At 74.0% G+C, this 21,680-nt stretch carries 20 protein-coding genes; 11 read left to right on the top strand and 9 right to left on the bottom strand.

Annotation, left to right across the window (positions count from 1 at the left end; genetic code table 11):
* Positions 1-46: 46 nt before the first annotated feature.
* On the bottom strand, positions 47-1,759 hold the full coding sequence (locus tag FHR77_RS07685) for a cation:proton antiporter (RefSeq protein ID WP_167259568.1): 1,713 nt from the start codon (positions 1,757-1,759) through the stop codon (positions 47-49).
* 239 nt (positions 1,760-1,998) lie between these two features.
* Here FHR77_RS07685 and FHR77_RS07680 point away from each other — a divergent pair, with 239 nt between their 5' ends.
* The 3 genes from FHR77_RS07680 to FHR77_RS07670 all read left to right on the top strand — a co-directional run bounded on the left by FHR77_RS07680 (position 1,999) and on the right by FHR77_RS07670 (position 5,185).
* Entirely contained in the window at positions 1,999-3,567 is a 1,569-nt protein-coding gene (locus tag FHR77_RS07680; protein ID WP_167259567.1) for a carboxylesterase/lipase family protein, read from the top strand.
* 119 nt (positions 3,568-3,686) lie between these two features.
* A complete protein-coding gene (locus FHR77_RS07675; protein WP_167259566.1) occupies positions 3,687-4,979 on the top strand; it encodes an inorganic phosphate transporter in 1,293 nt (430 codons plus the stop codon).
* A complete protein-coding gene (locus FHR77_RS07670; RefSeq protein WP_056056277.1) occupies positions 4,976-5,185 on the top strand; it encodes a hypothetical protein in 210 nt (69 codons plus the stop codon). The genes FHR77_RS07675 and FHR77_RS07670 overlap by 4 nt, the downstream gene beginning before the upstream one ends.
* A gap of 105 nt (positions 5,186-5,290) precedes the next feature.
* Here the strand turns inward: FHR77_RS07670 and FHR77_RS07665 are convergent, their stop codons facing one another.
* Entirely contained in the window at positions 5,291-6,865 is a 1,575-nt protein-coding gene (locus tag FHR77_RS07665; RefSeq protein ID WP_167259565.1) for an MFS transporter, read from the bottom strand.
* Between the two features lie 226 nt (positions 6,866-7,091).
* Between FHR77_RS07665 and FHR77_RS07660 the strand changes: the two genes are divergently transcribed.
* On the top strand, positions 7,092-8,738 hold the full coding sequence (locus tag FHR77_RS07660; RefSeq protein ID WP_341777279.1) for an aspartate ammonia-lyase: 1,647 nt from the start codon (positions 7,092-7,094) through the stop codon (positions 8,736-8,738).
* Between the two features lie 16 nt (positions 8,739-8,754).
* Here FHR77_RS07660 and FHR77_RS07655 read toward each other — a convergent pair whose 3' ends face one another.
* Positions 8,755-9,873 carry a YihY/virulence factor BrkB family protein gene (locus tag FHR77_RS07655; RefSeq protein WP_082514497.1) on the bottom strand — a complete coding sequence of 373 codons (1,119 nt, stop codon included), beginning with the start codon at positions 9,871-9,873 and terminating at the stop codon, positions 8,755-8,757.
* Between the two features lie 57 nt (positions 9,874-9,930).
* Here FHR77_RS07655 and FHR77_RS07650 point away from each other — a divergent pair, with 57 nt between their 5' ends.
* Positions 9,931-11,328, top strand: coding sequence for a PrsW family intramembrane metalloprotease (locus FHR77_RS07650; RefSeq protein WP_167259564.1), 1,398 nt, complete (start codon positions 9,931-9,933; stop codon positions 11,326-11,328).
* A 42-nt stretch (positions 11,329-11,370) separates the two neighbouring features.
* Here FHR77_RS07650 and FHR77_RS07645 read toward each other — a convergent pair whose 3' ends face one another.
* Positions 11,371-12,729, bottom strand: a complete 1,359-nt coding sequence (locus FHR77_RS07645) for an MFS transporter (protein WP_167259563.1) — start codon at positions 12,727-12,729, stop codon at positions 11,371-11,373.
* A 62-nt stretch (positions 12,730-12,791) separates the two neighbouring features.
* Between FHR77_RS07645 and FHR77_RS07640 the strand changes: the two genes are divergently transcribed.
* From FHR77_RS07640 to FHR77_RS07630, 3 genes are all read left to right on the top strand, one after another.
* Positions 12,792-13,166, top strand: coding sequence for an FKBP-type peptidyl-prolyl cis-trans isomerase (locus FHR77_RS07640; protein WP_056056273.1), 375 nt, complete (start codon positions 12,792-12,794; stop codon positions 13,164-13,166).
* Complete coding sequence (locus tag FHR77_RS07635; RefSeq protein ID WP_424955709.1) at positions 13,166-14,005, top strand: aldo/keto reductase; 840 nt, start codon at positions 13,166-13,168, stop codon at positions 14,003-14,005. Before FHR77_RS07640 ends, FHR77_RS07635 begins: the two co-directional genes overlap by 1 nt.
* 166 nt (positions 14,006-14,171) lie before the next feature.
* Positions 14,172-16,475 carry a UvrD-helicase domain-containing protein gene (locus tag FHR77_RS07630; protein ID WP_167259562.1) on the top strand — a complete coding sequence of 768 codons (2,304 nt, stop codon included), beginning with the start codon at positions 14,172-14,174 and terminating at the stop codon, positions 16,473-16,475.
* Here the strand turns inward: FHR77_RS07630 and FHR77_RS07625 are convergent.
* From FHR77_RS07625 to FHR77_RS07610, 4 genes are all read right to left on the bottom strand, one after another.
* Entirely contained in the window at positions 16,472-17,068 is a 597-nt protein-coding gene (locus FHR77_RS07625) for a DinB family protein (RefSeq protein WP_167259561.1), read from the bottom strand. The two genes, FHR77_RS07630 and FHR77_RS07625, sit on opposite strands and share 4 nt — an antisense overlap.
* A 68-nt stretch (positions 17,069-17,136) precedes the next feature.
* Complete coding sequence (locus FHR77_RS07620) at positions 17,137-17,742, bottom strand: hypothetical protein (RefSeq protein ID WP_167259560.1); 606 nt, start codon at positions 17,740-17,742, stop codon at positions 17,137-17,139.
* Complete coding sequence (locus tag FHR77_RS07615) at positions 17,739-18,098, bottom strand: protealysin inhibitor emfourin (RefSeq protein ID WP_167259559.1); 360 nt, start codon at positions 18,096-18,098, stop codon at positions 17,739-17,741. The genes FHR77_RS07620 and FHR77_RS07615 overlap by 4 nt, the downstream gene beginning before the upstream one ends.
* 115 nt (positions 18,099-18,213) lie before the next feature.
* Positions 18,214-19,257 carry a M4 family metallopeptidase gene (locus FHR77_RS07610; protein WP_167259558.1) on the bottom strand — a complete coding sequence of 348 codons (1,044 nt, stop codon included), beginning with the start codon at positions 19,255-19,257 and terminating at the stop codon, positions 18,214-18,216.
* A 185-nt stretch (positions 19,258-19,442) separates the two neighbouring features.
* Here FHR77_RS07610 and FHR77_RS07605 point away from each other — a divergent pair, with 185 nt between their 5' ends.
* Positions 19,443-19,982 (top strand): adenine phosphoribosyltransferase, encoded by a 540-nt coding sequence (locus FHR77_RS07605; RefSeq protein ID WP_056056260.1) that lies wholly within the window; start codon positions 19,443-19,445, stop codon positions 19,980-19,982.
* Between the two features lie 9 nt (positions 19,983-19,991).
* Here FHR77_RS07605 and FHR77_RS07600 read toward each other — a convergent pair whose 3' ends face one another.
* Positions 19,992-20,735, bottom strand: a complete 744-nt coding sequence (locus tag FHR77_RS07600; RefSeq protein ID WP_167259557.1) for a M50 family metallopeptidase — start codon at positions 20,733-20,735, stop codon at positions 19,992-19,994.
* Positions 20,736-20,831: 96 nt separating this feature from the next.
* On the opposite strand from FHR77_RS07600, the gene FHR77_RS07595 reads away from it, so the two are divergent.
* Together FHR77_RS07595 and rpsO are read left to right on the top strand one after the other, a co-directional pair.
* Entirely contained in the window at positions 20,832-21,287 is a 456-nt protein-coding gene (locus tag FHR77_RS07595; RefSeq protein WP_167259556.1) for a VanZ family protein, read from the top strand.
* Positions 21,288-21,381: 94 nt separating this feature from the next.
* Positions 21,382-21,651, top strand: coding sequence for a 30S ribosomal protein S15 (rpsO, locus tag FHR77_RS07590; protein WP_056056254.1), 270 nt, complete (start codon positions 21,382-21,384; stop codon positions 21,649-21,651).
* The last annotated feature ends 29 nt before the right edge of the window (positions 21,652-21,680 follow it).

The raw sequence follows: 21,680 nt of genomic DNA, 5'->3' as shown, positions 1-21,680 counted from the left end.
CGGCGCCGCCGACCCGCGGCCGACGATCACGCCGCCACGCTACGCCTCACGAGCGCGTGCTCGACACCGCGTTCGTGTCCATCGCGAGCTCCTCGGCGTCGAGGCCGAGCAGCACCTGCCGCATGACCTCCTCGTCGAGCTTCCCGGCGTCGCGCTCGCGCAGCACGACCTCGCGGCGCTTCGCGAGCAGCTCGCGCCGGATCTGGCCGATCGCCCGGGGCACCGCACGCCGTCGGTCGCGCTCGGCGCTCGACGGCTCGCGGTCCTCGGCGTCCTCGAGGGCTCCGCGCCGCAGCGCCTCCGACTGGCGCACGAGCCGCACGGTCGTCGCCTGGACCGCGCGCTCGGTGAGCTCGGGCCCGTAGAGCTCCTCCCACGCGGGGCGGCGGCTCTGGACGTACGCGAGGGTCTCGTCGGTGCTCGTCGTGAGGAGCGCCAGCTGCGCCGCGAGGTCGCGGTCACGCTGTGTGGTGTCCTGCACCCCGAGCCAGCGGATCACGGCCGGCAGCGTCAGCCCCTGCAGCAGCAGCGTCCCCACCGTGACGACGAACGCGATGAGGAACATCGTGTCGCGGGCGGGCACGGGCACGCCGCTGTCGGTCACGGCCGGGATCGACACGACCGCCGCGAGCGTCACCACGCCGCGCATGCCCGTCCACGAGATCACGGTGAGCTGCCGCCGGTCGAGGCGAGGCTGGGGGCGGTACCGCAGGCGGCGCAGGGCCGGCACCCGTCGCAGGCCACGGAGCAGGCGGCCGAGCAGCAGGTACCGCAGCACGCGGGCCGCGTAGTAGGTCGCGAAGACGAACGCCGGCCGCACGAGCACCACGACGGCGAGCACGACGAACGCCACCCCGACGCTCTGCGCGAGCCCGCGGTCGCTCTCGGCGACGTCGAGCACGACGGTCTTCAGCTGCAGCCCGATCAGCGCGAAGACGAAGCCCTCGAGCAGCACGTCGGCGGCGGCCCAGAACGGGCGCTCCTGCAGCCGCGTCGCGTAGCCCGTGCGGGGCGAGTTGAAGCCGACGTAGAGGCCGGCGGCGACGACCGCGAGCACGCCCGACCCGCTGAGCTCCTCGGCGAGGATGTACGCGACGAACGGCAGCAGCAGCCCGATGACGTTCTCGATGACCGGGTCGTCGATCCGCACCCGCACCCGGTGGGCCACGACGCCGAGCACGAGGCCGACCGCGACCCCCACGCCGATCGCGAGGCCGAAGATGCCGAGGTCCTGCCAGAGGGTGAGGGAGGCGCCCCCCACGATCGCGAGGAACACCTTCACCAGCGTCAGCGAGGCCGCGTCGTTGATCAGGCTCTCGCCCGAGAGCACGGTCATCACCTTGCGCGGCAGGCCGAGCTTGCGGCCGATCGCCGCCGCCGACACCGCGTCGGGCGGGGCGACCACGGCACCGACGAGGATGGCGGCCGGCAGGGTCATGTCGGGGATGAGCAGGTACGCGACGCCGCCGACGACGAACGCCGTGACGACGACGGCGCCGATGCCCAGCCGCTGGATCTGCACGCGGCTCTCGCGGAAGTTCAGCAGCGACACGTCGAGCGACGCCGAGTAGAGCAGGGGCGGCAGCACGACGGTGAGGATCACCTCGGAGTCGATCTCGATGTCGGGCACCCCGGGCACGAACGAGACCAGCAGCGCGACGCCGACCGTGAGCAGGGGCGCGGGCAGGCCCCGCCAGCGCGCGAACGCCGTGACGAGGAGCGAGCCGCTCAGGATGATCAGCAGTTCGGCGAGCTCCATGCGGCGCGGGTCCTCCGGGGTCGTGGGTCGGTGCGGTGCGGTGCGGTGCGGTGCGGTGCGGTGCGGGTGGTGCGTGCGGCGGAGACGGCGGCGGCGCCGGCCGACCAGCTCGACACGGCTCGGTGCAGGGTCTGCACCCAGTCTCGCAGGCGACCGGCGGGAGGCGGCCGGATGAACGACGGGCGTCGCCCGGGAGGCAGCGCCCCGGCGTCCGCCCCCGCGGGTCGTAGGGTCGGGGGATGACCCGTGCCGCCCGACCCGCCTCCGCCGTCGAGGCCGCCGACCTGCTGCGCGACACGACGCACGGCCGGGTGCGCGGCGTGCACGAGCGCGGCGTCGTCGCGTGGCGGGGGATGCCCTTCGCCGCGCCTCCCACCGGCCCGCGGCGCTTCCGGGCGCCCGAGCCCGCGCAGCCCTGGCGGGGCGTCCGCGACGCCGCGCACTTCGGGCCGGCCGCCCCGCAGGACCGCGGCCAGTTCGTCGGCGTCGACGCGACGACGCCGACCGACGAGGACTGCCTGACGATCAACGTCGTCGCCCCCGAGGGCTCCCGCCCGGGCGACGACCTGCCCGTGCTGGTCTACGTGCACGGAGGCGCCTACAGCGTCGGCTCCTCGCGGGAGCACCCGCGGCACGGGGAGGCGCTCGTCCGCGAGGGCGGCATCGTCTACGTGAGCTTCAACTACCGTCTGGGCGCCTTCGGCTACCTCGACTTCACGGCCTGGTCGACGCCCGAGCGGCCGCTGGAGTCGAACCTCGGCCTCCGCGACCAGGTGGCCGCGCTCGAGTGGGTCCGCGACGAGGTCCGCTCCTTCGGCGGCGACCCGGGCGCGGTGACTCTCTCCGGCGAGAGCTCGGGCGGCAACGCGGTGACCACCCTGATGACCGTCCCGGCCGCGCGGGGGCTGTTCCACCGCGCGATCGCCCAGAGCTCGCCGACGAACGCGCTCTACCCGCCCGACGTCACGCGGCGCTGGGCGGGGGAGTTCCTCGAGCTGCTGACCCACCAGGTCAGCGACGACGACCTCGAGTCGACCTCCGTCGAGGACGCCGGGCGGATGCTGGCTGAGGCGCCCGTCGCGGCGGTCGTGCGGGCCTCGGCCGAGCTGCAGCTGCGGACTCCCGACGAGCAGCCCGGCACCATCAGCCTCAGCCCCGTCATCGACGGCGACTTCCTGCCCGAGCGACCGCTCGACGCCTTCAAGGCGGGCCGCGCGCACCCCGTTCCGCTGATCATCGGCACCAACGACCGCGAGGGCTCGGTCTTCACGGGGCGTCGCGACATCCTCGCGACCACCAAGCCGCGCATCCGCGCGATCTTCGCCGCCACCGAGAAGAAGAGCCGGAAGGCGATCAAGAGGCAGTACCCCGGCCTGCCCGCCGACCGCCGGGCCGCCCTCGACTTCGGCGGCGACTTCGCGTTCTGGTTCCCGACCGTCAAGGTCGCCGAGCGGCACGCCGTGCACCAGCGCGTCTACTTCTACCGGTTCGACGCCGCCCCGCGCATGCTCGCCGTCGCGGGCGTCGACGCCTTCCACGGCCTGGAGCTGATGGCCCTGCACGACCGGATGGGCTCGGCGTTCGGCTGGGCGATGAGCGCCCTCGGCGGCCGCCGGGCCTTCCTGCGGACGGCGGCGCGGATGCGCGCCCGGTGGATCGAGTTCGTCCGGACGGGCGAGGTCGACGGCTGGCCCCCGTACGACCCCTTCCGGCGGCGCACCCTCATCATCGACGTGCGCGACCGCGTCGAGCACGACCCCCGGGGCGAGCGCCGTCGGGCCTGGCAGGCGTTCGTGCCGCACATCTGAGCGGGAGGGCGGCCCGGGCCGCGCTGCGGACGACGTGCGGACACCTGTCGTCCACCTGCCTGTACCCCGCCGTCCACCTCCGAGTTGACCGGCGTTCACCATGCTGCGAGAGTTCCCCGGTGGATCTCACGCTCATCGTCGTCCTGGTCATCGCCCTGGCCCTGTTCTTCGACTTCACCAACGGCTTCCACGACACGGCGAACGCCATGGCGACCCCGATCGCGACCGGGGCGATGAAGCCCAAGGTCGCGGTCACGGTGGCGGCGGTGCTCAACCTCGTCGGCGCCTTCCTCAGCACCGAGGTCGCCAAGACCGTGTCGGGCGGCATCATCCGCGAGGGCGACGGGGGCGTGCAGATCTCTCCCGAGATGATCTTCGCGGGCCTCATCGGCGCCGTGGTCTGGAACATGATCACCTGGCTGCGCGGCCTGCCCTCCAGCTCGTCGCACGCGCTCTTCGGCGGGCTCATCGGCGCCGCTGTCGTCGGGGCCGGCGTCAGCTCGGTCGACTTCTCCGTCGTGCTCTCGAAGGTCGTGCTGCCGGCGCTCCTCGCGCCGCTGATCGCCGGCCTCGTCGGCTACACCGCGACCCGCCTGGCCTACACGATCACGCGCCGCCGCGACGACAAGAGCGAGCGCGGGGGCTTCCGCTACGGCCAGATCTTCACCTCGTCGCTCGTCGCCCTCGCCCACGGCACCAACGACGCCCAGAAGACGATGGGCGTCATCACCCTGACGCTGATCGCCTCGGGCGCCCTCGGCGCCGGATCCGGCCCGCCGCTCTGGGTCGTCGTGGTCTGCGCCTTCGCGATCGCGCTCGGCACCTACACCGGCGGCTGGCGCATCATCCAGACCATGGGCGGCGGGCTCACCGAGGTCAAGCCGACGCAGGGCTTCGCGGCCGAGGCGTCGACGACGGCCACGGTGCTCGCCTCGAGCCACCTCGGCTTCGCGCTGTCGACGACGCAGGTCGCCAGCGGCTCGATCATCGGCGCGGGCCTCGGGCGCCGCGGCTCGAAGATCCAGTGGAGCACCGCCGGCAAGATCGTCGCCGCCTGGTTCATCACGCTCCCCGCCTCGGCCGCCGTCGGGGCCGTCGCCGCCCTGATCGCGAGCCTCGGCACGGCCGGCCTCGTCGTCGACGCCGTGGTGGGCGTCGTCGTGATCGGCGGCATCTTCCTGCTCTCCCGCCGACGCCCGCACGAGCAGGGCGCCGCGATGGAGGTCGACGTCGCCGCGACCAGCGTGCTCTCGCGCCGCCGGGCCCGCCGGCTCGAGAAGAAGGGCCGCGTCGACACGCCGGCCTCCGGCGTCGAGGCCCCGTTCGTGCGCCTCGACGAGGCGGCCCCGACCGTCGCCCCGCGCGGCACGCTCTCGGGCGGCCCCCGCCCCGACAAGGAGGAGAACCGATGATCGACTGGTCAGCGTTCGTCGTCGTCGCGCTCGTCTCGCTGTTCTCGGCGGCCGCGCTCGTCAGCCTGTACTCGCTGGGCCTGCGGCTCGTGACGCTCGAGGGCCGCAGCACGGCCCGCGCCGCGGCCGGGTACGCCTGCTTCGTGGTCTGCGCCCTCGGCGTGCTCTACGGCATCTACCTGATCGTGCCCGGCCTGCACGGCTGACGCCGCCCCGCTGATCCGCCGCTCCGCCTCCCGCGACGGCGGCAGCGCGAGAGGGCCCCGACGTCGACGACGTCGGGGCCCTCTCAGTGGTGAGGGAGGCGCGGGTCAGCTCGTGCGCACCGGCCCGGTCGGCAGCGCCACGCGCTCGTACTCCGGCTCGCGCCGCGGGATGGCCAGGGCGAGCAGCACGCTGACCAGGGCGACCGCCCCGCCGAGCACGAAGGTGAGGCGGAAGCCCGCCTCGGTCGGCACGGACGCGTCGCCGAACGGCACGGAGTTCGCGGTGAGCAGCAGGCCGACGACGGCCGAGGCGCTCGTGGTGCCGAGCGACCGCATGAGGGTGTTGAGGCCGTTCGCCGCGGCGGTCTCGGTCGCGGGCACCGCGTGCATGATGAGCGTCGGCATCGCCGCGTAGGCGAGCCCGATGCCGAAGCCGATCAGCACCGAGACGAGCACGATCTGCCACACCTCGCGGAAGGCGAGCGCCGCGACCGCGTAGCTGACGACGATGATCGCGCCGCCGACGACGAGGCAGAGCCGGGCGCCGAAGCGGGCGGTGGCCCGGGCGGCGACCGGGGCCATGAACATCATCACGACGCCGGAGGGGGCGAGGCAGAGCGAGGCGACCATGACGGTCTGGCCGAGGCCGACCCCGGTCTCCGCGGGCAGCTCGAGCAGCTGCGGCAGCGAGACGTTGCTGCCGAAGAGCGCGAAGCCGAGGGCGACCGACGCCAGGTTGGTGAGCAGCACCGCGGGCCGGACGGCGACGCGGAGGTCGACGAGGGGGCTCGCGACGCGCAGCTGGTAGGCGCCCCACGCGACGAGCACGACGAGGCCGGCGAGGCCGGAGACGAGCGTGGAGGTGCTCGCCCAGCCCCAGTCGTTGCCCTTAGAGACGGCGAGCAGCAGGCCCGTGAGGCCCACGGCGAGGCCGATCGCCCCGGGGAGGTCGAACCGCCCGGGGGTCTTGAGGGTGCTGACGGGCACGAGCGTCGCCACGAGGGCGAAGACCACGACGCCGAGCGCGGCGGCCGTCCAGAACAGCACGTGCCAGTCGAAGGTGACCGAGATGTACGCGCTGAGCGGCAGGCCGATCGCGCCGCCGAAGCCGAGCGTGGCGCTGACGAGCGCGACGGCGCCGCCGAGGCGCTCGGCGGGCAGCGTGTCTCGGAGGATGCTGATGGCGAGCGGGATGATGCCGAGCGCCGTGCCCTGCAGGGCACGGCCGACGATCAGCGGCACGAGCTCGGAGGTGGTGGCGGCGACGACGGAGCCGATCACCATGACGACGACGAGCACGAGCACGATGCGGCGCTTGCCGTAGAGGTCGCCGAGGCGACCCGCGATCGGCGTGACGACGGCCCCTGCGAGCAGGGTGGCCGTGATGATCCAGGTGGTGTCGGCCGGGTCGGCGTCGAGCAGCTCCGGGAACGACGGCACGATCGGGATGACGAGCATCTGCATGAGCGCCGCCACCATGCCCGAGAAGGCGAGCACGGCGATCACGACGCGGGGGTCGCGGGTTCGCGTCAGCCGGGCGCGCTCCCGGGCGCGGCGCCGGTCGCCCGGCTCCGCGGAGGGCCCGGGGGAGGCGGCGGTCGCGTCGACCTGCGAGGCCGAGCGGGAGGGGGCTGCGGGGGTGGGGTCGCCCGGCTGGGCGTCGTCGTGGGTCAGCGTCATCTGTCTTCTCGGCAGGGGCCCGGAGGCGGCGGTGGAGCGGGTCGAGGTGCAGGCACTGCAACGTTCGCCGGCCCGAGAAGCTTCCCACGAGTTCGGCAGGTGACCGACAGCTGTCGATCATCGCCCGGAGTCCCGACCCGCGCCTCCTCGTCTCGCTAGGCTCGGCAGGGCCGACCACCGCAGCTCACGAGGCCGCGGGGCGCACGACGACGGAGGCACGACGACCGTGACGACTGACGACCTGACCCCCCTCGACGCTCCCGACGCGGCTCCGCCGCTGCTCCAGGGCGCGCCCCAGCCCGGGCCCGAGCACGAGGCCGGGCCCGCGACCGGCGCCGCGGCCGCCGGGCGCACGCGCCGCGCGGCCCGGGCCGCCACCCGGGTCGAGAGCGACTCGCTCGGCAGCCGCGAGGTCCCCGCCGACGCCTACTGGGGCATCCACACGGCCCGGGCGCTCGAGAACTTCCCGATCAGCATGCGGCCGATCTCGGTCTACCCCGACCTCGTCGTCGCCCTCGCGCTCGTCAAGCAGGCGGCCGCCCGGGCGAACGTCGAGATCGGCGTGCTCGACCCGAGCAAGGCCGAGGCGATCGAGCGGGCCTGCGTCGAGATCCGCGGCGGGGCGCTCCACGACCAGTTCGCGGTCGGGGTCATCCAGGGAGGCGCGGGCACGAGCACGAACATGAACAGCAACGAGGTGATCGCGAACCGCGCCCTCGAGCTCCTCGGCCACGGCAAGGGCGAGTACGAGCACCTGCACCCGATCGACGACGTCAACCGCAGCCAGAGCACGAACGACACGTACCCGACCTCGGTCAAGATCGGCATGGTGCTCACGCTGCGCCGCCTGCTCGACGAGCTCGACCTGCTCGCGACGGCCTTCGCCACGAAGGGCGCCGAGTTCCACGACGTGCTCAAGGTGGGCCGCACCCAGCTGCAGGACGCCGTGCCGATGACGCTCGGGCAGGAGTTCGTCGGCTTCGCGCACACCCTCGGCGAGGACGTGCAGCGGCTGCGCGACGTCGTGCCGCTGCTCGGCGAGATCAACCTCGGCGCCACCGCGATCGGCACGGGCATCACCGCCGACCCGCTCTACGCCGAGGCCGTGCGCCGCCACCTCGGCGAGCTCAGCGGCATGGAGCTCGTCACGGCGCCCGACCTCATCGAGGCGACGAGCGACACCGGCGTGTTCATGACCCTCAGCGGGGCGCTCAAGCGCAGCGCGATCAAGCTCTCGAAGATCTGCAACGACCTCCGCCTCCTCTCGTCGGGCCCGCAGGCCGGCATCGGCGAGATCACGCTGCCGCCGCGCCAGGCCGGGTCGTCGATCATGCCGGGCAAGGTCAACCCCGTCATCCCCGAGGTCGTCAACCAGGTGGCCTTCTCCGTGGCCGGGGCCGACGTCACCGTCACGATGGCCGCCGAGGCGGGGCAGCTCCAGCTCAACGCCTTCGAGCCGGTCATCGCGCACTCCGTGATGCAGAGCCTCCAGTGGATGACCGCGGCCTGCCGCACCCTCCGGGTCAACTGCGTCGACGGCATCGAGGCGAACCGCGCCCGCCTCAGCCAGCAGGTCGACACCAACGTGGGCAGCGTGACGGCGCTGACGCCCTACATCGGCTACTCGGCGGCGGCCTCGATCGCGCACACGGCGCTCACGACGAACGCCTCGATCTCGACGCTCGTCGTCGCGGCCGGGCTCATGAGCGAGGAGCAGGTCCGCAAGGTGCTCTCGCCGGCGCGGCTGTCGGGGCTCGAGGCGGTCACGAGCGCCATCCCGGTCATCGACGTCGACGCCGACCCGGTCGAGGCCGTCACGCGCGCCGCCGCCGAGTCGGGTGCGCGGAACCCCGGCGACGAGACCGCGGGCTGACGCGGGGGCGCCGGCCTCAGTCCGTCTCGACCTCGGGCTCGTCCTCGTGCCCGAAGGCGCGGCGGAGGGTCCCCTCGCCGATCAGGCGCCCGCCGCGCAGCTGCAGGTGCCGCAGCTCGTCCGCGTCGAGCACGCCGCCGTTCTCGCGGAGCGACCGCTCGCGGATGGCGCGCCCGACCCTGACGTCCCACGCCGAGTTGCGGGCGAGGATGTGGTTGCGGGCGGTGTCGCGCATCGGCAGGGGGATGACCTCCTCGGCCTGCAGGCCGCGGCGCAGCTGCCGCAGCCGCAGCACCTCGCTGTCGAGCTCGCCGCCGATGACGAGCACGAAGTTGCTGATGTACGAGTAGAGCAGCACGACGATGACCATGCCGAGCCAGCCGTAGAAGCGGTCGTAGTTCGAGAAGGTCGTCACGTAGAGGGCGAACCCGACGGTGCAGACCGCCCAGATGCCGAGGGCGAACATGGCGCCGTACGACACCCAGCGGAGGCGGGGAGGGCGCACGTTGGGGGTGAAGTAGTAGAGCATCGCCACCGCGAAGACCGCCAGCGCGACGAGCACCGGCCACTTCAGCACGTTCCAGAGGGTGAGGAACGGCTCCCCGAACCCGACGGCGTCGCCGATGCCGCGGGCGAGCGTCGGCGTGACGAGCAGGATGGTCGCGATGACGGCGAACGACACCATCAGCACGAGCGTGACGATCATCATGTGGCCCCGGAACTTCCAGATCCGGCGCCCCTCCTCGACGTCGTAGGCGGTGTTCATCGCCCGGCCGAACGCGGTCGTGTACGACGAGAGCGACCACAGGGTCAGCCACAGCCCGATGCCGAAGGCGACGCCGGGGTTCGACAGGCTGAGCATCTGCTCCAGCGGGCCCCGGAGGGTGTCGACGGCCGACGGGGTGAGCACGTAGCGGGCGACCCCCAGGATCTCGTCCACCGCCTCCTCGCCCTCCTGGAAGAGCGCGACGCCGGAGACGAGCGCCAGGGCGGTCGGCAGGATCGACAGCGTCGAGAAGAACGTGAGGGCCGCGGCGGCGTCGATCGTGCGGTGCCGCAGGAAGTCGTGCCAGACCCGCATGACGACGTAGCGGGTGAGCGACGGGTTCTCCGGCAGGGACCTCGTCGACGGCATCCCCCGAGGGTACCGTCGCGGCGCGCCCTCCCCGTGCCGGGTGCGTAGGGTCGTGCCATGACCTGGACCGACCCTCGCGGGCAGCAGCCCTGGCCCCACGACCCCCAGCGCCCCGTGGTCTCGAACCCCGACCCGGTCTGGTACCCCGTGCAGCCCGTCTTCACCCAGGCGCCCCCGCGACGCCGCGTGGCGAGCACCGTCTCGCTCGCGGTCGGCTTCACCGTCATCGGCGTCTTCGCGCTCGCCGTGGTCGTCTACTTCCTGCTCTTCCTGCAGCCGGCCGTCATCGTCGCGGCGAGCGTGCTCGCGTTCGTGCCGCTCGCGATCGTGCTGACCGGCATCTGGCTCGTCGACCGCTGGGAGCCCGAGCCCCGTGTGGCCCTCCTCTTCGCCTTCCTGTGGGGAGGCGCGGTGTCGGTGGGCACGGCCCTGATCGTCGACCTCGTGGTCGGCTCCGTCCAGTCGCTCGTCGGCATCGGCGCCTCGAGCGGCTCCGAGGTGCTCGGCGCGGTCGTCCAGGCGCCGATCGTCGAGGAGGCCGCCAAGGGCTTCGGCGTGCTGCTCGTGCTGTGGATCTTCCGTCGTCACTTCGACGGGCCGGTCGACGGCATCGTCTACGCGGCGACCGTGGCGGCCGGCTTCGCCTTCGTCGAGAACATCCAGTACTTCGCGGTCCAGGTGACCGACGACCTGTTCAGCGGCAGCCAGGGGCTGGTCTTCGTCTTCGTCGTGCGGGCCCTGATGTCGCCGTTCGCCCACGTCATGTACACGGCGTGCACGGGCATCGCGCTCGGCTACGCGGCCCGGAGGACGGGCCCCTACGGCGCGATCGGCTTCTACTTCCTCGGGCTCGTGCCCGCGGTGCTGCTGCACGCGCTCTGGAACGGCGCGCTCGTCGTGGTGGGCGACTCCTTCTTCGTGTACTACCTGCTCGTGCAGGTGCCGATCTTCCTGGCGATGATCGGCCTCGTGGTCTTCCTGCGCCGCAACGAGCGGCGCGTGACGCACGCCCGTCTCGCGGAGTACGCGGCCGTGGGCTGGTTCAGCGCCGACGAGGTCGCGATGCTCTCGACCTCGGCCGGTCGTCGCCGGGCCCGGCGCTGGGCGGCGGCGGCGGGGGTGGGGCCGGCCATGAAGCGCTTCGTCTCCGACGCCACCCGTCTCGCCTTCACCCGTCAGCGGATGGTCAAGGGCAGCCGCGGCGGCGACCCGTCGGCCCAGCGCGACGAGGGCGAGCTGCTGACGGCCCTCGCCCGCAGCCGGGCGGCGCTCCAGGCGCCGACCGCCGCCTTCGTGGGCCACGCCCCGCGGCCCGAGCTGCCGCCGAAGCAGGCCGGCTGGGGCGCTCCGCCCGTCGGCGACGGGCAGGGCTCGTACTGGCAGGGCGGGCAGCCCGGGGGCCCGGCGCCGCAGACCGACCCCTGGGGTCGGCCGGTCCCGCCGCCGCACTGGTGAGGGGCGGGGCGGTCACGGTGGTGGCCGCCACGGCGTCGGGTGCTAGGGCGTCGGGTGCGCGGCGTCGTAGCGGCCGAACGAGGGCGTGAGCCGGGCCGCGACGACCATCAGCACCACGATCAGTGAGCCGCCGAGCAGCGGCGGCCAGGCGACGCCGGCCACGGCGACGAGCCCGACGAAGAGGTCGCCGACCCGGGGCCCGCCGGTCACCACGACGATGAAGATGCCCTGCAGGCGCCCCCGCATGGAGTCGGGCGCCGCGGCCTGCAGGATGGTCGAGCGGAAGATCGAGCTGACGTTGTCGGCCGCCCCCGCGCCGGCCAGCGCCAGCGCCGCCGCCGCGAGCGGCAGGAGGTCGGCCTCGGCCAGGCCCTCGGTCAGGCCGCCCGACCCGTGGCCGGGGGCGAGCAGCAGCACGAGGCCGAAGGCGAGCACGAACCCGCCGTAGACCGCGATGGCCCGCTGCACGGCGCGCCCCTGGAGGCGCACGTGGCCGAGGCGGCCGCTGAACACGCTGCTCAGCAGCGCCCCGACGGCGTACGAGGCGGTGAGGACGCCGACCGTCACCGCGCCTCCTCCGATCACCACGGCCCCGACGACGGGGAAGAGCACGCGCGGCTGGCCGAAGGTCATCGCGACGATGTCGAGCACGAACGTCGTGCGGATGTTGGGGGAGCGGCGGAGGAAGCGCAGGCCCACCATCAGCGACGAGAGCCCCGGCCGCTGCGTCTCGCCCTCGGGCCGGATGGGCGGCAGGGTGACGATGCCGAGGAAGGCGGTGCTGAACAGGACGACGTCGACCGTGTACGTCAGCGGGAAGCCCACGCCGGCGACGAGGACGCCCGCGAGAGCCGGGCCCACCGTCAGCATCAGGCCCGTGCCGATGCCGCTGAGGGCGGAGGCGGCGGGCAGCAGGGAGGCCGGCAGAAGGCGCGGGATGATCGAGGCCCGGGAGGTCGCGATCATGGTGCCCGCGACTGCGTTCACGCAGGTCAGCGCGTAGAGCAGCACCACCTCGCGGAGGCCCAGCCAGGCGTGCAGGGCGATCGCCCCGGTCGAGAGCCAGGCGAAGACGGCCGCGACGAGCGCGACCTTGCGGCGGTCGAAGGCGTCCGCGAGCATGCCGCCGTAGAGGCCGGCGAGGATCATCGGCACCAGCGAGACCACGCCCACGAGGGCGACGGAGAACGTCGAGCGCGTGATCTCGTAGACCTCGAGGCCGACGGCCACGAGGGTGAGCTGCGTGCCGATGCCGCTGATCGTGTTGCCGACGAACAGGCGCGCGAAGGCCGGGCTCGCCCGGAGCGGGGTCGTGTCGACGAAGAGCGGCCGGCGCGCCTCGGCGGCCTTCGGGGCGCCCTCGGACGGCGCGGTCTCGGGGGCGGGGTCTGGAGTGGACAAGCCTCCATCATCGTCCACGCGCGCGCACCGTGGTGCCGGGGTCGGGTGCTTGGATGGGAGGCATGACACACGACCCCCAGACCAAGCCCGAGATCGACGCCCCCACCGGCCCGGCCCCCGCCGACCTCGAGATCAGCGACATCACCGTCGGCGACGGCGCCGAGGCCCAGCGCGGCTCGACCGTCGACGTCCACTACCTCGGCGTCGAGTTCGACTCCGGCGAGGAGTTCGACTCCTCCTGGAGCCGCGGCGAGTCCGTGAACTTCCCCCTCGCCGCGCTCGTCCAGGGCTGGCAGGAGGGCATCCCCGGCATGAAGGTCGGCGGCCGCCGCCAGCTCGTCGTCCCGCCGCAGCTGGCCTACGGCCCCGCCGGCAGCGGCCACCCGCTCTCGGGCAAGACCCTGATCTTCGTCATCGACCTCCTCGGCGTCAGCTGATGGCCCTGCGTCCCGCCCCGTCGGTCGGCCTGGCCGACGGGCACACGATCCCCGCGCTGGGGCTCGGCACCTACGGCATGGACGGCGACGAGGGCGCGGCGCAGGTCGTCGGCGCGATCGAGTCGGGTTACCGCCTCCTCGACACCGCTCTCAACTACGGCAACGAGGGCGCCGTCGGCGAGGCGATCCGCCGCGTCGACGTGCCCCGTGACGAGCTCGTCGTCACGACCAAGCTGCCCGGTCGCCACCACGGCTACGAGGAGGCCCTGGCCAGCTTCGAGGAGAGCCGGGCGGCGCTCGGCGTCGACGTCGTCGACCTCTACCTGATCCACTGGCCGCTGCCCCGGGTCGACAAGTACGTCGACGCGTTCCGCGCCTTCGTGAAGCTGCAGGAGGACGGCCTCGTCCGCTCCGTCGGCGTCTCGAACTTCACCGAGGCCCACCTGCAGCGCCTCGCCGACGAGACGGGCGTCGTGCCCGTCATCAACCAGGTCGAGCTGCACCCGTACTTCCCGCAGGCCGAGCTCCGCGCGGTGCACGAGCGGATGGGCATCGTCACCGAGAGCTGGAGCCCGCTCGCGAAGCAGAGCGAGCTCCTCACCGAGACGGTGGTCACCGACATCGCCCGTGCCCACGGGAAGACGCCGACGCAGGTCGTCCTCCGCTGGCACGTCCAGCTGGGCGCCGTGCCGGTGCCGAAGTCGGCCGACCCCGGCCGGCAGCGCGAGAACCTCGACGTCTTCGACTTCGAGCTCACCGAGGCCGAGGTCGTCGCGATCAGCGGCCTCGAGCGCGGCCGGCTGTGGGACGGCGACCCGGAGACGCACGAGGAGTTCTAGGCCTCCGCCGCGCCTCCGGCACAACCCCGAGACCGCACCGACCCGCACCGGGCCGGTGCGGTCTCGTCGTGCTGCCCGCGGGCCCGGGTGCACCGGGGGTGGAGCCGGGGGGAGTCGCGTGGACGGTAGACTGACGCGCCGACTTTCCCGAGGGGTGCGACCGCCAGTGACATCATCCGAGCTCGACCGCGAACGCTCCTACGTGGGCACGCTCTACGCCCGTCTCGACGAGCTCAAGGAGGACGCCCGCGTGCGCCTCGAGCGCGTCCGGGCCGAGTCCGTGGGCGGCAACCACCAGAGCCGCAGCGAGCGCGACGCCTACGCGCGCCTCTACGAAGACACGATCGCGCAGCTCGGCGCCGTCGACGAGCGCCTCGCCTTCGGCCGCCTCGAGCTCGAGCAGCCCGACGAGCTGGGCCAGGGCGACGCCGTGGCGATGCCCGGCACGGGTGGCCGCTACCGCTACATCGGCCGCATCGGCCTCCGCGACGAGCAGCACCACCCGATCCTGCTCGACTGGCGCGTGCCCGGGGCCAGCGCGTTCTACCAGGCGACGGCGGCGACGCCGATGGGCGCCCGGGCCCGTCGTCACCTGACCCTCGACGGTCGTCGCGTCACGCGCCTGGAGGACGAGGTCTTCGACCCCGAGCTGCTCGACCGCGACGACGTGCAGCTGCAGGGCGAGGGCGCCCTGATGGCGGCGCTGACCGCGCAGCGCACCGGCCGCATGACCGACATCGTCGCGACCATCCAGGCCGAGCAGGACGTCATCATCCGCTCGCCCCTCGACGGCGTGCTCGTCGTCCAGGGCGGGCCCGGCACCGGCAAGACGGCGGTGGCTCTCCACCGCGCCGCGTACCTGCTCTACTCGCACCGCGACCGCCTGCGCGGCTCGGGCGTGCTCGTCGTCGGCCCGTCGCGGTCGTTCCTCCGCTACATCGAGCAGGTGCTGCCCTCGCTCGGCGAGACCGGCGTCGTGCTCTCGAGCCTCGGCGGGCTCTACCCGGGCGTCGAGGCGCAGACCGACGACGCGCCCGAGGTCGCGGCGCTCAAGGGCTCGGCCGAGATGGCCGACCTGATCCGCCGGGCGGTGCGGTCGCGGCAGGTGCGACCGACGCAGCCGACCACGATCGACGTCAACGGCGAGCGGCTCGTCGTGCAGCCCGACCTGGTCGCCGAGGCGATGCGCAAGGCGCAGGAGCGCGGCAAGCAGCACAACGTCGGTCGCGTGACCTTCAACAAGGCGGCCCTCTCGGCGCTGACCCGCCAGCTCGTGGCGCAGATGCGCGACCACGGCACCACCGTCGACGAGTCCGACGAGGCCGTGCTGCGCGAGGACATCCGCCAGACCCACGACGTCAAGGTGCTGCTGAACACCGCGTGGCTGCCCCTGTCGGCCGAGAAGCTGATCGAAGACCTGTACGCGCGCCCGCAGTGGCTCGCGACGATCACCCAGCGCTGGAGCCCGCGGCAGCGTGCCCTGCTGCAGCGGCCCCGCGGCTCCGAGTTCACGATCTCCGACGTGCCGCTGCTCGACGAGGCCGCCGAGCTGCTGGGCGAGTTCCAGGCCGGCGTCGACCCCGAGAGGCTGGCCCGCAAGCAGCAGCGCAAGCGCGACATCGAGAACGCCGAGCGCGCCATCGAGAACATGGGCGTGGAGGGCATGGTCTCGGCCGAGCAGATCGCGGGCGGCTTCGCCGAGCGCGCCGCGTCGATGACCACCGCCGAGCGCGCCGCCGGCGACCGCACCTGGGCCTTCGGCCACGTCGTCGTCGACGAGGCGCAGGAGCTCTCGCCGATGCAGTGGCGCCTGCTCTCGCGGCGCTGCCCGCTGCGCTCGTTCACCGTCGTGGGCGACATCGCCCAGGCGTCGAGCCCCGCCGCGGCCTCCTCGTGGGACGTCGCGCTGCAGAGCCTGCTCGGTCGCCGTCGGGGCTCGTCGGTCGCCGGCACCTCGGCGCCCTGGCGCCTGGAGGAGCTGACCGTCAACTACCGGACGCCGAGCCAGATCGTCGACCACGCCGAGCGGCTGGCGATCGAGGCGGGGCTGCGCATCACGCCCAGCCGCTCCGTCCGGTCGAGCGAGTGGCCCGTGCGCGAGGTCGCCGTCGGGGCCGGCGGAGCAGGGGGAGTCGTGGGTCGCGACGCCCTCGTCGCCGCCGGCGTCGAGGCGGTCGCCGCCGACCGGGCCGTCGACGACTCCGGGACGCTGGCCGTCATCGCCCCGCAGGGCCTCGTGGGCCCGCTCGTCGACCGGCTCGTCGAGCTGTTCCCGGGGCAGGTCGCCCCCGGCACGGCGTCGCTGACCAAGCCGATCTCGGTGCTCAGCCCCGCGACGTCGAAGGGCCTCGAGTTCGACGCCGTCGTGATCGTCGACCCCGAGGGCGTGCGGGCCTCGTCGGCCCGCGGCGCCGCCAGCCTCTACGTCGCGATGACCCGCCCGACGCAGCGCCTCACCGTCGTCGGCTAGCGCGGGGGCTGCGCGAGCCCCGCCGCCCGGAGGGCGGCCTCGGCGACCCGGTCGTGGTGGGTGTGCCAGCCCGCCGCGTCGCGGTCGGGCACGTTCGGGTCGCCCGGCCCGGAGCCGAGGCGGCCGTCCACGAGCTCGCGGGCGAGGTCGGCGTGCCCCGCGTGCCGGGCGGTCTCGACGCAGAGGTGCACGAGCACCGTGTGCAGCGTGACCTCCTGTCGGCCCGCCGACCACCACGGCACGAGGCCGGGGGAGTCGAGGTCGAGCTCGCGCACCGTCGCGTCGGCGTGCTCGGCGGAGTGCCGGGCCAGGTCGACGATCGAGGCGCGGCTCTCGTCCGCGGTCGCCCACAGGTCGGCGTCGGGGTCGACCTCGTCGTCCGACCACGCGGGCGAGAGCGGAGACGGCCGGCCGAAGACGTCGCCGAGGTAGCCGAGCTGCACGAGGGCCGTGTGCTTGACGAGGCCGAGCAGGTTCGTCCCGCTCGGCACGAGCGGTCGACGGGCGTCGTGCTCGCCGAGGCCCTCGAGCTTGCCGAGCAGGTCGCCCCGCTGGCGTGAGAGGTAGCGCTGCAGCGTCTCCTTCTGGTCCATGGCCCCCAGGGTGCCGCGTCGCGGCTCCCGGCACCAGTCCCCGTCGCCCCCGCCGGCGTCGGCCCGGCTCAGTTGTAGTCGGCGGGCCAGGTGAACGCGGGAGGCGCGGTGACGGCCTCGCCCGCCGGCGCGAGCACCAGCGCCACGTCCTCGAAGTTGCTGAGCCGGATGCCCGCGGGGTCGCCGCCGTACCGGCTCCCGTCGACGAACACGGTGAGCGACCGCCCGTCGTCGCCCCCGAGGTCGCCCACGCCGGACTGGTCGAGGTGCACGCCCCACTCCGTGAAGAGCTGGCCGAGCACGAACGACTCGCGGCGGGGCGACTCGACGTGGACGATGCCCGACGTGTCGTGCGTGTGGATCGGCGCCGCGAACTTCGTGCCCGAGTCGTGCCCGATGTCGCCGGGCACGGTCACCGGCTCGCCGTCGACCGTGATCGACAGGTGGCTGTGCACGTGCATGGCGAGGTCCTGGCCCCAGACGTTCTCGAGGCCGGCGAGCCCAGCCCGCGCGGGCCGGTCGTCGACGCCGGGCACCGGCCACGGCGGGGCGGTCTCGGCCCCGACGACGCGGGCGGGGTTCGACGACTGGGCAACCGCGACGCCGACCCCGCCGCCGACGACGACGAGCGCGCTCGCGACGAGGGGGAGGAGGGCCCGCCGGGAGGGGCTCATCGTGCGCCTGCGTCTGCGCCCGTGCCGGAGGCGGCGCCGGCGCCGGTGTCGGAGGCCGCATCGGCGTGCGGCGCGACGGCCGACCCGACCGTGCGCACCCGGTCGACGAGCTCGCGCCACGGCCCGGTGAGCTGCTGCTCGGGCAGCGTCGCCTCGCGCACGGGCTGGGCCTCGACGACGATCACCCAGACGAAGCGGTCGGGCTGCGCGCCGTCGGCGGTCGACGGCGCCGACGACCAGGGGAGGCCGTCGATGAGCACGAGCCAGGAGTCGGTGTCGGGCTCGGCCTCGACGTCGACCTGCCACGACCGCGTGAGGCCCGCGAAGCCGCCGGTGCGCTGCACGGTGACGATCATGGCCGCGATGCTACCCCGGGTGCCCCGGGGCCAGCAGGGCGAGGGCAGGACGACGGCAGGGCGCCCGCCGGGCGCCGGGAGCGTGCCCGCCGCCCCGCCGCCCCGCCGCCCCGCCTCAGGCCGCGGGCAGCACCCCGACCCCGCGCCACCCCTCGGTCGTCGCGCGGGCCTTGCTCGACCCGGCGCCCCACCGCGCCTCCGCGGCGGCGACCGTGACGGAGGCGAACTCGGCGAACGTCGAGGTCGGCGACACGTCGCCGCTCGTGATCGCGTCGTACCAGACCTGCCCGGCGCGCTCCCACGCGCGGCCGCCGAGGGCCGTGGCCACGAGGTGGAAGGCCTTGTTGGGGATCCCCGAGTTGAGGTGCACGCCCCCGGCGTCCTCCGTCGTCTCGACGTAGTCGTCCATGTGGGCCGGCTGCGGGTCCTTCCCGAGCACGTCGTCGTCGTAGGCCGTTCCCGGCGCGGCCATCGAGCGCAGCGCCCGCCCCTGCACCTCGTCGGTGAACAGGCCCTCGCCGATCAGCCAGCTGGCCTCGTCGGCCGTCTGCCCGAGCAGGTGCTGCTCGACGAGCGCGCCGAAGACGTCGCTGACCGACTCGTTCAGCGCCCCGGACTGCCCCTCGTACTCGAGCGCCGTCGTGTACTGCGTCACCCCGTGCGCGAGCTCGTGGCCGACGACGCTCACCGACGCCGTGAAGCGGCGGAACACCTCGCCGTCGCCGTCGCCGAAGACCATCCGCCGGCCGTCCCAGAATGCGTTGTCGTAGTCGAGCCCGTAGTGCACGGTCGCGTCGAGCGGCAGGCCCGAGCCGTCGATCGACGACCGGCCGTACGCCTCGAGGAAGAGCGCGTGCGTGGCCCCGAGGGCGTCGTGGGCCTCGGTGACGGCGACGTCGTCCGTCGGCGGCTCGCCCTCGCGGCGCACCACGCGGCCGGGCAGCTCCTCGGTGCCCCCGGCGTCCGAGATCGTGCGCTCGAGCGGGCCGTCGACGGCCACGGCGCCCTGTCGGGACGGCGGCACGGCCGCGCGGAGCGCCCGCACCTCCTCCATCTGCCTCAGGCCCTGACGGGCGGCCTCGGGGGCCCGTGAGAGGCGCGGCGAGTCGGCCCGGGCGAGGTGGTCGAGCAGGTAGGGCGGCACGATGAAGCGGGTCATGGCTGCACTCTCGCACCGGCCCCCGACATCGGCCCGACAGTTCACACGATCGTCACGGGAGGCGCTCCGGGGGCCCGCACCGCGCCTCCCGCGGGCCTGCACCGCGCCTCCGACCGGCCGGTCTGCACGCCCGCTCGGCGACCCGGCGCACGGGGCCGCCCCGCCGCCCCGGTAGCGTTGTGCGGATGACCGCCTCCGACGCCTCCGCCCTGGTCGACCGCATGATCGCCGTCGTCCCCGACTTCCCCGTGCCGGGCATCCTCTTCCGCGACGTGACGCCGCTGTTCTCCGACGCCGACGCCTTCGCGACGGTCACGGCCGCGCTGAGCGAGCCCTTCGACGGCGCCTTCCAGGCCGTGGCCGGCATCGAGGCCCGGGGCTTCGCGCTGGCCGGCGGCATCGCGATCGAGCAGGGCGTCGGCGTGCTCACCGTCCGCAAGGCGGGCAAGCTCCCCGGCGAGGTGCTCAGCGAGAGCTACGCGCTCGAGTACGGCGAGGCGACCCTCGAGCTGCGCCCGAGCCAGCTGCCCGCCGGCACGCGGGTGCTCGTCGTCGACGACGTGCTCGCCACCGGCGGCACCGCCGAGGCGACCGTCACCCTCCTCGAGCGCGCGGGCTACGAGGTCGTCGGCATCGCCGTGCTGCTCGAGCTCGACGGCCTGCCCGGGCGCGACCGCCTCGCCTCCCGCCTGCCCGTCCACGCCCTCTCGAGCGCCCCGGCCTAGGCCGGGGCCCTACGGCGCGGGCCAGCCGGGGAAGAGCAGCAGGCCGCAGCCCACGACGCAGGCCGCCGTCACCGCGACGAAGACGCCGACCCACAGCACTCCCGGCACGTGCGTCAGGCGGGCGAGCTGGTCGGCGTCCGACTGCGTCGACCCGCCGCGCCGGGCGCTGCGGCGGCGGCTGGACTGCAGCTCGAGCGAGGCGCGGACGGCCCCGAGGCCGAGCACGCTGACGAGCGCCAGGCCGAACGACTGCTGCCACACCACGGGGGCGAGCCACGTCACGCCGCCGACGACGGCGGCGCCGACCAGCACGACCCAGAGCCCGAACCAGTTGCGGATCTGCACGAGCATCAGCGCCAGCAGCAGCACCAGCGCCCAGAGCAGCCCCGCTGCGAACCCCGTGGCGAGCAGCCACGAGGCCCCGAGAGCGGCGAGCGCCGGCGCCGGGTAGCCGGCCAGCAGCGTGACGACCATGCCGAGGCCGGTCGGCGGCCCGCTCGACACCGTGAGGCCCGAGGTGTCGCCGTGCAGGCGGATGCCCGAGAGGCGTCGCCCGCTGAGCACCGCGGCCAGGCCGTGCCCGCCCTCGTGGACGACGGTGACCGCGTGGCGGACGAGGCGCCAGGTCGTCGGGACGAGCACGAGCAGGGCCCCGACGGCGACCGCCGCGGCCGTCCACTCCGGCGGCAGGGGCGCGGCGCGCTCGGCGAGCCGGGCCCACAGGTCGGCGACGGTCTCGGGTGCGGTGGTCATCCGGCCAGCCTAGGAGGCGCCTCCCGGGCTCCGTCCGAGGGATGAACCTGGGCCGCCCGGCAGCTGTCGCGGCCGGCCGTGCCCCACCATGGAGGGATGCGCCGCGCCGTCCTCCTCCTCGCCACCCTCGCGTACCTCGCCGGGGTCGCCTGGATGACCCTCCGACCCACCGTCTACGGCGACGGCACCTCCGAGCTGCTCTGGCGGGTGCTCGACCTCGCCGCCCGGCACGAGGAGACCGACTGGATCACCTTCGCCCGGGTCGAGGCGGCCGCGAACGTCGCCATGTTCGTGCCGATGGGCATGTTCCCGGCGCTGCTGCTGCCGAAGTGGGCGTGGTGGGTCGGCGTCGTGGTCGGCCTCGTCGCGACCGTGGCCATCGAGTCGTACCAGGCGACGGTGCTGTCGGCGACGCGCTTCGCCGACCCGCAGGACCTCGTGATGAACACCCTCGGCGCCGCGATCGGCGCGGCCTTCGTCGGCCTCGTCCTGCCGAGGAGTCGCCGGTCGCGTCGCCGCGGCCGGTCGCCGCGGCAGAGCCCGGCCTGGTAGGCTCCTCAGGTTGCCGTCAGAACGGCCGCGGATCAAGAGAGCCTGCACATCCTGTGACGGGCGCCGCGCAACGAAGAGGAAGGGGATCCCAGACATGGCCCTTGCACCCGAAGTCAAGACTGCGATCATCGAAGAGTACGCGACGCACCCCGGCGACACCGGATCCCCCGAGGTCCAGGTCGCCGTGATGACGCAGCGCATCCTCGACCTGACCGAGCACCTCAAGGAGCACAAGCACGACCACCACTCGCGTCGTGGCCTCCTCCTCCTCGTCGGCCAGCGCCGTCGTCTCCTGGGCTACCTGTCCAAGGTCGACATCGAGCGCTACCGCACGCTGATCGGTCGCCTCGGTCTCCGTCGCTAGTCGACCGCACGTCTCGACGACGGCCCCCC

It is taken from the genome of Frigoribacterium endophyticum, from assembly GCF_011759585.1.
Taxonomy (GTDB): domain Bacteria; phylum Actinomycetota; class Actinomycetes; order Actinomycetales; family Microbacteriaceae; genus Frigoribacterium; species Frigoribacterium endophyticum.
The sequence above is the reverse complement of the archived record's forward strand: the minus strand, read 5'-3'. Positions and strand labels throughout refer to the sequence as shown.